Source organism: Mycobacterium sp. TH-M11 (assembly GCF_057473725.1).
The window spans coordinates 1-6,135 of record NZ_JBYCLD010000116.1 but is presented as its reverse complement, the minus strand read 5'-3'; the positions used below and the strand labels follow the sequence as shown (position 1 = coordinate 6,135).

At 68.0% G+C, this 6,135-nt stretch carries 6 protein-coding genes and 1 pseudogene; 5 read left to right on the top strand and 2 right to left on the bottom strand.

Translation table 11 applies throughout. The annotated features are described in order from the left end of the window. Positions 1 to 64 precede the first annotated feature (64 nt). Entirely contained in the window at positions 65 to 1,360 is a 1,296-nt protein-coding gene (locus AC2VOG_RS05000; RefSeq protein WP_486938812.1) for a magnesium transporter MgtE N-terminal domain-containing protein, read from the bottom strand. Between the two features lie 23 nt (positions 1,361 to 1,383). Between AC2VOG_RS05000 and AC2VOG_RS04995 the strand changes: the two genes are divergently transcribed. Continuing rightward, positions 1,384 to 2,355: an HpcH/HpaI aldolase/citrate lyase family protein gene (locus AC2VOG_RS04995; RefSeq protein WP_486938811.1), complete on the top strand. Its 972-nt coding sequence runs from the start codon at positions 1,384 to 1,386 to the stop codon at positions 2,353 to 2,355. Here AC2VOG_RS04995 and AC2VOG_RS04990 read toward each other — a convergent pair. Then, positions 2,352 to 2,861, bottom strand: a complete 510-nt coding sequence (locus AC2VOG_RS04990; protein WP_486938810.1) for a DUF4190 domain-containing protein — start codon at positions 2,859 to 2,861, stop codon at positions 2,352 to 2,354. The two genes, AC2VOG_RS04995 and AC2VOG_RS04990, sit on opposite strands and share 4 nt — an antisense overlap. Before the next feature lie 228 nt (positions 2,862 to 3,089). On the opposite strand from AC2VOG_RS04990, the gene AC2VOG_RS04985 reads away from it, so the two are divergent. From AC2VOG_RS04985 to AC2VOG_RS04970, 4 genes and pseudogenes are all read left to right on the top strand, one after another. After that, positions 3,090 to 3,620 (top strand): YflT domain-containing protein, encoded by a 531-nt coding sequence (locus AC2VOG_RS04985; RefSeq protein ID WP_486938809.1) that lies wholly within the window; start codon positions 3,090 to 3,092, stop codon positions 3,618 to 3,620. 39 nt (positions 3,621 to 3,659) lie between these two features. Next, the gene (locus AC2VOG_RS04980) at positions 3,660 to 5,018 is read left to right on the top strand and encodes an extracellular solute-binding protein (protein ID WP_486938815.1); all 1,359 of its coding nucleotides are present in this window, start codon (positions 3,660 to 3,662) and stop codon (positions 5,016 to 5,018) included. Continuing rightward, a complete protein-coding gene (locus AC2VOG_RS04975; protein WP_486938813.1) occupies positions 5,006 to 5,893 on the top strand; it encodes a carbohydrate ABC transporter permease in 888 nt (295 codons plus the stop codon). Before AC2VOG_RS04980 ends, AC2VOG_RS04975 begins: the two co-directional genes overlap by 13 nt. After that, positions 5,883 to 6,135: pseudogene (locus tag AC2VOG_RS04970) on the top strand (carbohydrate ABC transporter permease); the annotation flags it as partial. The gene AC2VOG_RS04975 and the pseudogene AC2VOG_RS04970, both read left to right, overlap by 11 nt.

Sequence of the window (6,135 nt, the reverse complement as noted above, 5' to 3'; positions counted from 1 at the left end):
CGCGGTGTGGGCACCCGCGAAATGCGCGGCGTCGACAGCCGCGACCGCGGCGGCGCGGATTTGCTCACGACTGGCCTCCCGCGGCGTCGAGCGCGGGTTCCTCGGTGGTGTCGCGCCAGTCCTGCGGGAGCAGATGATCGAGCACGTCGTCCACGGTCACCGCGCCCAGCAGATGATGCTGCGCGTCGACCACGGGACCGCAGACCAGGTTGTAGGCGGCGAAGTAGCGGGTCAGCATGGCCAGCGACGTGTCGGGCTCCAACCAGGGCAGGTCGGCGTCGACAAGACCGCCGACCAGCATCGACGGGGGTTCGCGCAGCAGCCGCTGCAGGGCCACGCAGCCCAGGTACTGACCGGTCGGGGTGGCCGTGGGCGGGCGGACCACCAGCACCAGCGACGACAGCGCCGGCGTCAGGTCGGGATCGCGAACCCGGGCCAGAGCCTCGGCGACCGAGGTGTCCGGCGTCAACACCACCGGCTCGGAGGTCATCAATCCGCCCGCGGTGTCGGGGGAGTGTTTCAGCAACCGCCGCACCGGGTCGGACTCCTCGGGATCCATCTGCCGCAGCAGCCGCTCGGCCAACGCCGGAGTCATGCTGCCGAGCAGGTCGGCGGCGTCGTCGGGGTCCATCTCCTCGAGCACGTCGGCCGCGCGCTCGTCGCTCAGTTGCATCAGCAACTCGGCCTGTTCTTGTTCCGGCAGCTCCTGCAGGATGTCGGCCAGCCGGTCGTTGTCGAGTGCCGTGATCACCTCGTGCCGCCGCTTGGCCGGCAGCTCACGCACGGCGTCGGCCACCTCGATCGGCCGCCACTTCTCGAACTGGTGCAGCAGTTGCGCGACGGCCTGGCCGGGCATGGCCAGCGCCGACGGGGTCAGCCCCTGCACGTTGCGCCAGCCGACGATATGGCTGCTGCTGCGCCTGCCCAGGCGTCGCGGCAGCCGCACCGAGACCCGGGTGACCATCCAGTCGCGGGTCCGGGCCTGTTCCAGGCCGAGGTCGGTCACGACGACGTCGGTGTCGGCCAGCTCCGGCAGTTCGGGATCGTTGACCCGCACCTTGGTGTCGATGATCTGGCCCAGCACCAGCACTTCACCGGGCCGCTGCTCGAAGCGCAGCATCGAGACGTTGTTGGTGTTGAGCGTCACCGCTTGCGGCTCGATTGCGGAGACTCGCAGAATCGGAACGAATATCCTTCGGCGCGAGGTCATTTCGACGACGAGCCCGAGCACGCGGGGTTGCTGGCGCACGATGCTGATGCTGACCACGACGTCGCGAACTCGGCCGAGGGCCTCGCCCATCGGGCCCAGGACCTGCATGCGCGCCAGGCGCGCGGCGTACACCCTGTTGATCGAGGCCATGGTTCAAAGGGTAGGAGTGGGGTGTGAACAACGCCTACCGGCCCCGCCGCACGTGCCTGTCTGTGCCGGGCAGTAGCCAGAAGATGATCGACAAGTCCAAAGGACTTCCCGCCGACGAGGTCTTCCTCGATCTGGAGGACGCCGTCGCCGCGGGCGCCAAGGCCGACGCCCGCGGCCGGGTGGCTGCCGCGCTGGCCGCGCCCGGTTGGGCCGGGCAGTTGCGCGGGGTGCGGGTCAACGACTGGACCACGCCGTGGACGCACGCCGACATCATCGAGGTGGTCTCCGCCGTCGGCGCGGCACCGGACGCCAAGCTCGACGTGGTGGTGCTGCCGAAAGTCTCTGACGTTTCCCATGTCCAGGCGCTCGACCTGTTGCTGACCCAACTGGAGACGGTGCACGGGCTGCCGGTCGGCGAGATCGGCATCGACGCGCAGATCGAAGACGCCCGCGGACTGACCAATATCAACGCGATCGCCGCGGTGCCACGGGTACAGGCGTTGGTGCTCGGCCCGGCGGACCTGATGGCGAACCTGAACACCCGCACGCTGGTCGTCGGCGAGCAGCCCGAGGGCTACGACGTCGGCGACGCTTATCACCACGTGTTGATGACCATCCTGGTGGCCGCCCGCGCCCACGGTAAGGCCGCGATCGACGGCCCGTACCTCAAAGTGCGCGACACTGAGGCATTCCGGCGGGTGGCGGGCCGGTCGGCGGCATTGGGCTATGACGGCAAATGGGTGCTTCACCCCGACCAGATCGCGGCCGGCAACGAGATCTTCAGCCCGCGACAAGCCGATTACGATCACGCGGAACTGATCCTGGAGGCCTACGAGTGGCACACCTCGGCGGCCGGCGGTGCCCGAGGCGCGGTGATGCTCGGCGACGAGATGCTCGATGAGGCCAGCCGCAAGATGGCTTTGGTGATTGCCGCGAAAGGACGAGCGGCGGGTATGCAGCGCCAGGGCCGGCCGTTCGAACCGCCGACCGGCTAGTGGATGAACGTCGGCGAATGGAACGCCGCGGCGGTGAGCAGCACCAGCACCAGCACGAGCAACGCCGTGGTGGCGGCGCCGATCGCGACCCCGGCGATCGCCATTCCGCGGCCCTGCTCGCCGCTCTGCTTGATCTGACTGAGCGCGATGCCGCCCAGCACCGCGCCGATGACCGGAATCAGCAAGCCCACGAAGCAGAGGACGGCCAGCGGAATGCCGAAGACGACGCCCGCGATCGAGGTGACCAGCGACGCGACGGCCAGGCTGTTGGTCCGCTGCGACTGAGGCTGATAGGGGTAGTACATCGGCATCGGGCCGCCGTAGGGCGGTGGTGGGGGCCCGCCATAGCCGACCGGGCTGTAGGGCGGCGGCTGGGCAGGCTGCGGACCGGTGTAGGGGTACTCCGGGTAATTCAGCGGCGGCTGCGGATCCACCGGCGGGTGCTGGTACTGCGGCCACGGGCCCCACTGATCGCGGAAGGGGTCGCCGCCGCCGGGAGCTGTCATGCGTTCAACTTAGCTCGGCCATCGAGGTTGACTCTGCGCTGAGGGCTTCAGCTACTCGGGCTTGTGCGCCCTGGACGCAGAGTCATCAGGTGAGCTCGACGATGCCTGGTCGGCTAAGCAGGCATTTGTCGCGCGTGCAGGCCAGGTTGGGCCGCGAACTTGAAGTAGGCCGCTAACTCGGCGACCGCGGCCGAACCCGGCCGCGGCGAACAGCGCACAATAGAACTTATGAGCAGCCCGTTCCAGCCAGGACAGGTTCCCGGCGCCACCCGTGGCGCCCCGTCCGGGAGTCGGCGGGCTCCCGGACTGCCGACACCGCCGAAAGGCTGGCCGGTCGGGTCGTACCCCACCTACGCCGAAGCCCAGCGAGCTGTCGACTACCTCTCCGATCGGCAGTTTCCGGTGCAGCAGGTCACCATCGTCGGCGTCGACCTGATGCAGGTGGAGCGGGTGACCGGACGGCTGACCTGGCCAAAGGTGTTGGGCGGCGGCATCATCAGCGGCGCCTGGCTGGGTCTGTTCATCGGCTTGATGCTCACCCTGCTGTTCTCCAGCCCGCATCCGATGGAGGCGTTGACCACCGGGCTGGTCGCTGGTGTGTTCTTCGGGCTGATCACCTCCGCGATTCCGTATTCGATGGCGCGCGGTACCCGCGACTTCAGCTCGACGCTGCAGTTGGTGGCCGGCCGATACGACGTTCTCTGCGACCCGCAGAACGCCGAGCAGGCCCGGGATCTGCTGGCCCGCCTGGCCATCTGACTCGTGCGTCGCCAGTTGGGCGGCCTCGCGCTGGCCGCAATGTCGGCTGTGTCGGTGTTGTCCGGCTGCGGCCCCGGCGACGACGGTCGGGCGATCAGCCTCTACACCCCGGCGGGCGACGGTGCGACGTTCAGCGCGCTGGCCGACCGTTGCTCCCGCGAGTTCGGCGGCCGGTTCACCATCCGGCAGTACAGCCTGCCGCGATCCACCGATGATCAGCGCATCCAGTTGGCCCGTCGACTCAGCGCCGACGACCACGCGATAGACATCATCGCGATGGACGTGATCTGGACGGCCGAGTTCGCCGAGGCGGGCTGGGTGCTGCCGCTGTCCGACGATCCCGCGCACCGCGCGGAGGCCGACGCCGGCACCGACACGCTGGCCGGGCCACTGTCCACCGCGACGTGGCGGCACCGGCTTTATGCCGCACCCTTCGCCAGCAACACCCAATTGCTCTGGTATCGGCCCGATTTGATGGACAAGCCGCCGGCGACTTGGGATGCCATGATCGCCGAGGCGGACCGGTTGCACGCCGTGGGCGGACCCAGTTGGATCGGCGTGCAGGCCAACCAGAACGAGGCGGTGGTGGTGTGGTTCAACACCTTGCTGGAAAGCGCGGGCGGTCAGGTGCTGTCCGAGGACGGCCGCACCGTCACCCTCGCCGACACTCCCGAACACCGGGCCGCGGCCGTCGAGGCGCTGCAGATCATGAAGTCGGTGGCCAACGCGCCGGGTGCCGACCCGTCGGTCACGCGCAGCGACGCCGGCTCGGCACGGTTGGCGTTCGAGCAAGGCAGGTCCGCGCTCGAAGTCAACTGGCCCTACGCGCTGCCGTCCATGCTGGAGAACGCGGTGAAGGGCGGCGTGCCGTTCCTGCCGCTGAACCGCCGCCCGGATCTGGCCGGCAGCATCAACGACGTCGGCTCGTTCACCCCCACCGAGCAACAGTTCCGCGCGGCATATGACGCCAGCCGAAAGGTTTTCGGCTTCGCGCCCTATCCGCGTGTACAACCCGGACAACCAGCCAAGGTGACGATCGGCGGGCTGAACCTCGCAGTGTCGGCGACCAGCCGTCACGCAGCCGAGGCGTACCAGGCGATCCGGTGCCTGCGCAGTCCGGCGAGCGAGAAATATTTGTCGCTGAACGGCGGCCTGCCGGCGGTGCGCGCCTCGCTGTACGACGACCCGCAGTTCCAGGCGAAGTACCCGATGTATGACATCATCCGTCGGCAACTCGCCGACCCCGCGGTGCGGCTTGCCACGCCGGTCTACCAGGCGGTGTCGACCCGGATCGCCGCAACGCTGGCTCCGATCACCCGGATCGATCCGGCAAAGACCGTCGACGAACTCGCGGTGCAGGTGCGCAAAGCGTTGGACGGCAAGGGATTACTTCCGTGAGCGCCGGCGACGATGCAGAGCGGCGCCTCGCCTTTGCCTTGGTCGCGCCGGCCGCGCTGCTGCTGTTGGCTGTCACGGCGTACCCGATCGGGTATGCGGTGTGGCTAAGCCTGCAGCGCAACATCTTGACCGCGCCGAGCGAGACCCGGTTCGTCGGCCTGGGCAACTATCAGACCATTCTGACCGACCGCTACTGGTGGCTGGCATTGGCTGTCACGCTGGCGATTACGGTTGCCTCGGTGTCGGTCGAGTTCGTGCTCGGCCTGGCGTTGGCGCTGGCGATGCATCGCACGTTGGTCGGCAAAGGACTGGTCCGCACCGCGGTGCTCATTCCGTACGGCATCGTGACGGTCGTCGCGTCCTACAGCTGGTTCTACGCATGGACACCGGGCACCGGATACCTGGCAAACCTGCTACCGCACGGCACTGCGCCTCTGGCCCATCAGTTTTCGTCGCTGGGTGTGGTGGTCCTTGCCGAGGTGTGGAAGACCACGCCGTTCATGTCATTGCTGCTGTTGGCCGGCTTGGCGCTGGTGCCGGCGGATCTGCTGAAGGCCGCCGAGGTGGACGGGGCCGGCGCCTGGCGGAGGCTGATCTCGATCACGCTGCCGCTGATCAGGCCGGCGATACTGGTGGCGCTGTTGTTCCGCACCCTGGACGCCTTCCGGATCTTCGACAGCATCTACGTGCTCACCGGCGGCACCGGCAATACTGGATCGGTGTCGATTTTGGGCTACGACAATTTGTTCAAAGGCTTCAATGTCGGCCTCGGATCGGCGATTTCGGTGCTGATCTTCTGCTGCGCGACGCTGATCGCGCTGCTGTTCGTCAAGGTGTTCGGCGCGGCCGCACCGGGTGGTGGCGATGGCCGCTAGGCGGGCCGCGACCTGGGTTGGCGTCGACGCCCTGGTGCTGATCTACGCGCTGACCCCGGTGCTGTGGATTCTCAGCCTCTCGCTCAAGCCGACGTCGACGGTCAAGGACGGCAGGCTGGTTCCGTCGTCGCTGACGTTGGACAACTACCGCGGAATTTTCCGCGGCAATTATTTCAGTTCGGCGCTGATCAACTCGGTCGGGATCGGCGTGCTCACCACGGTGATCGCGGTGGTGATCGGCG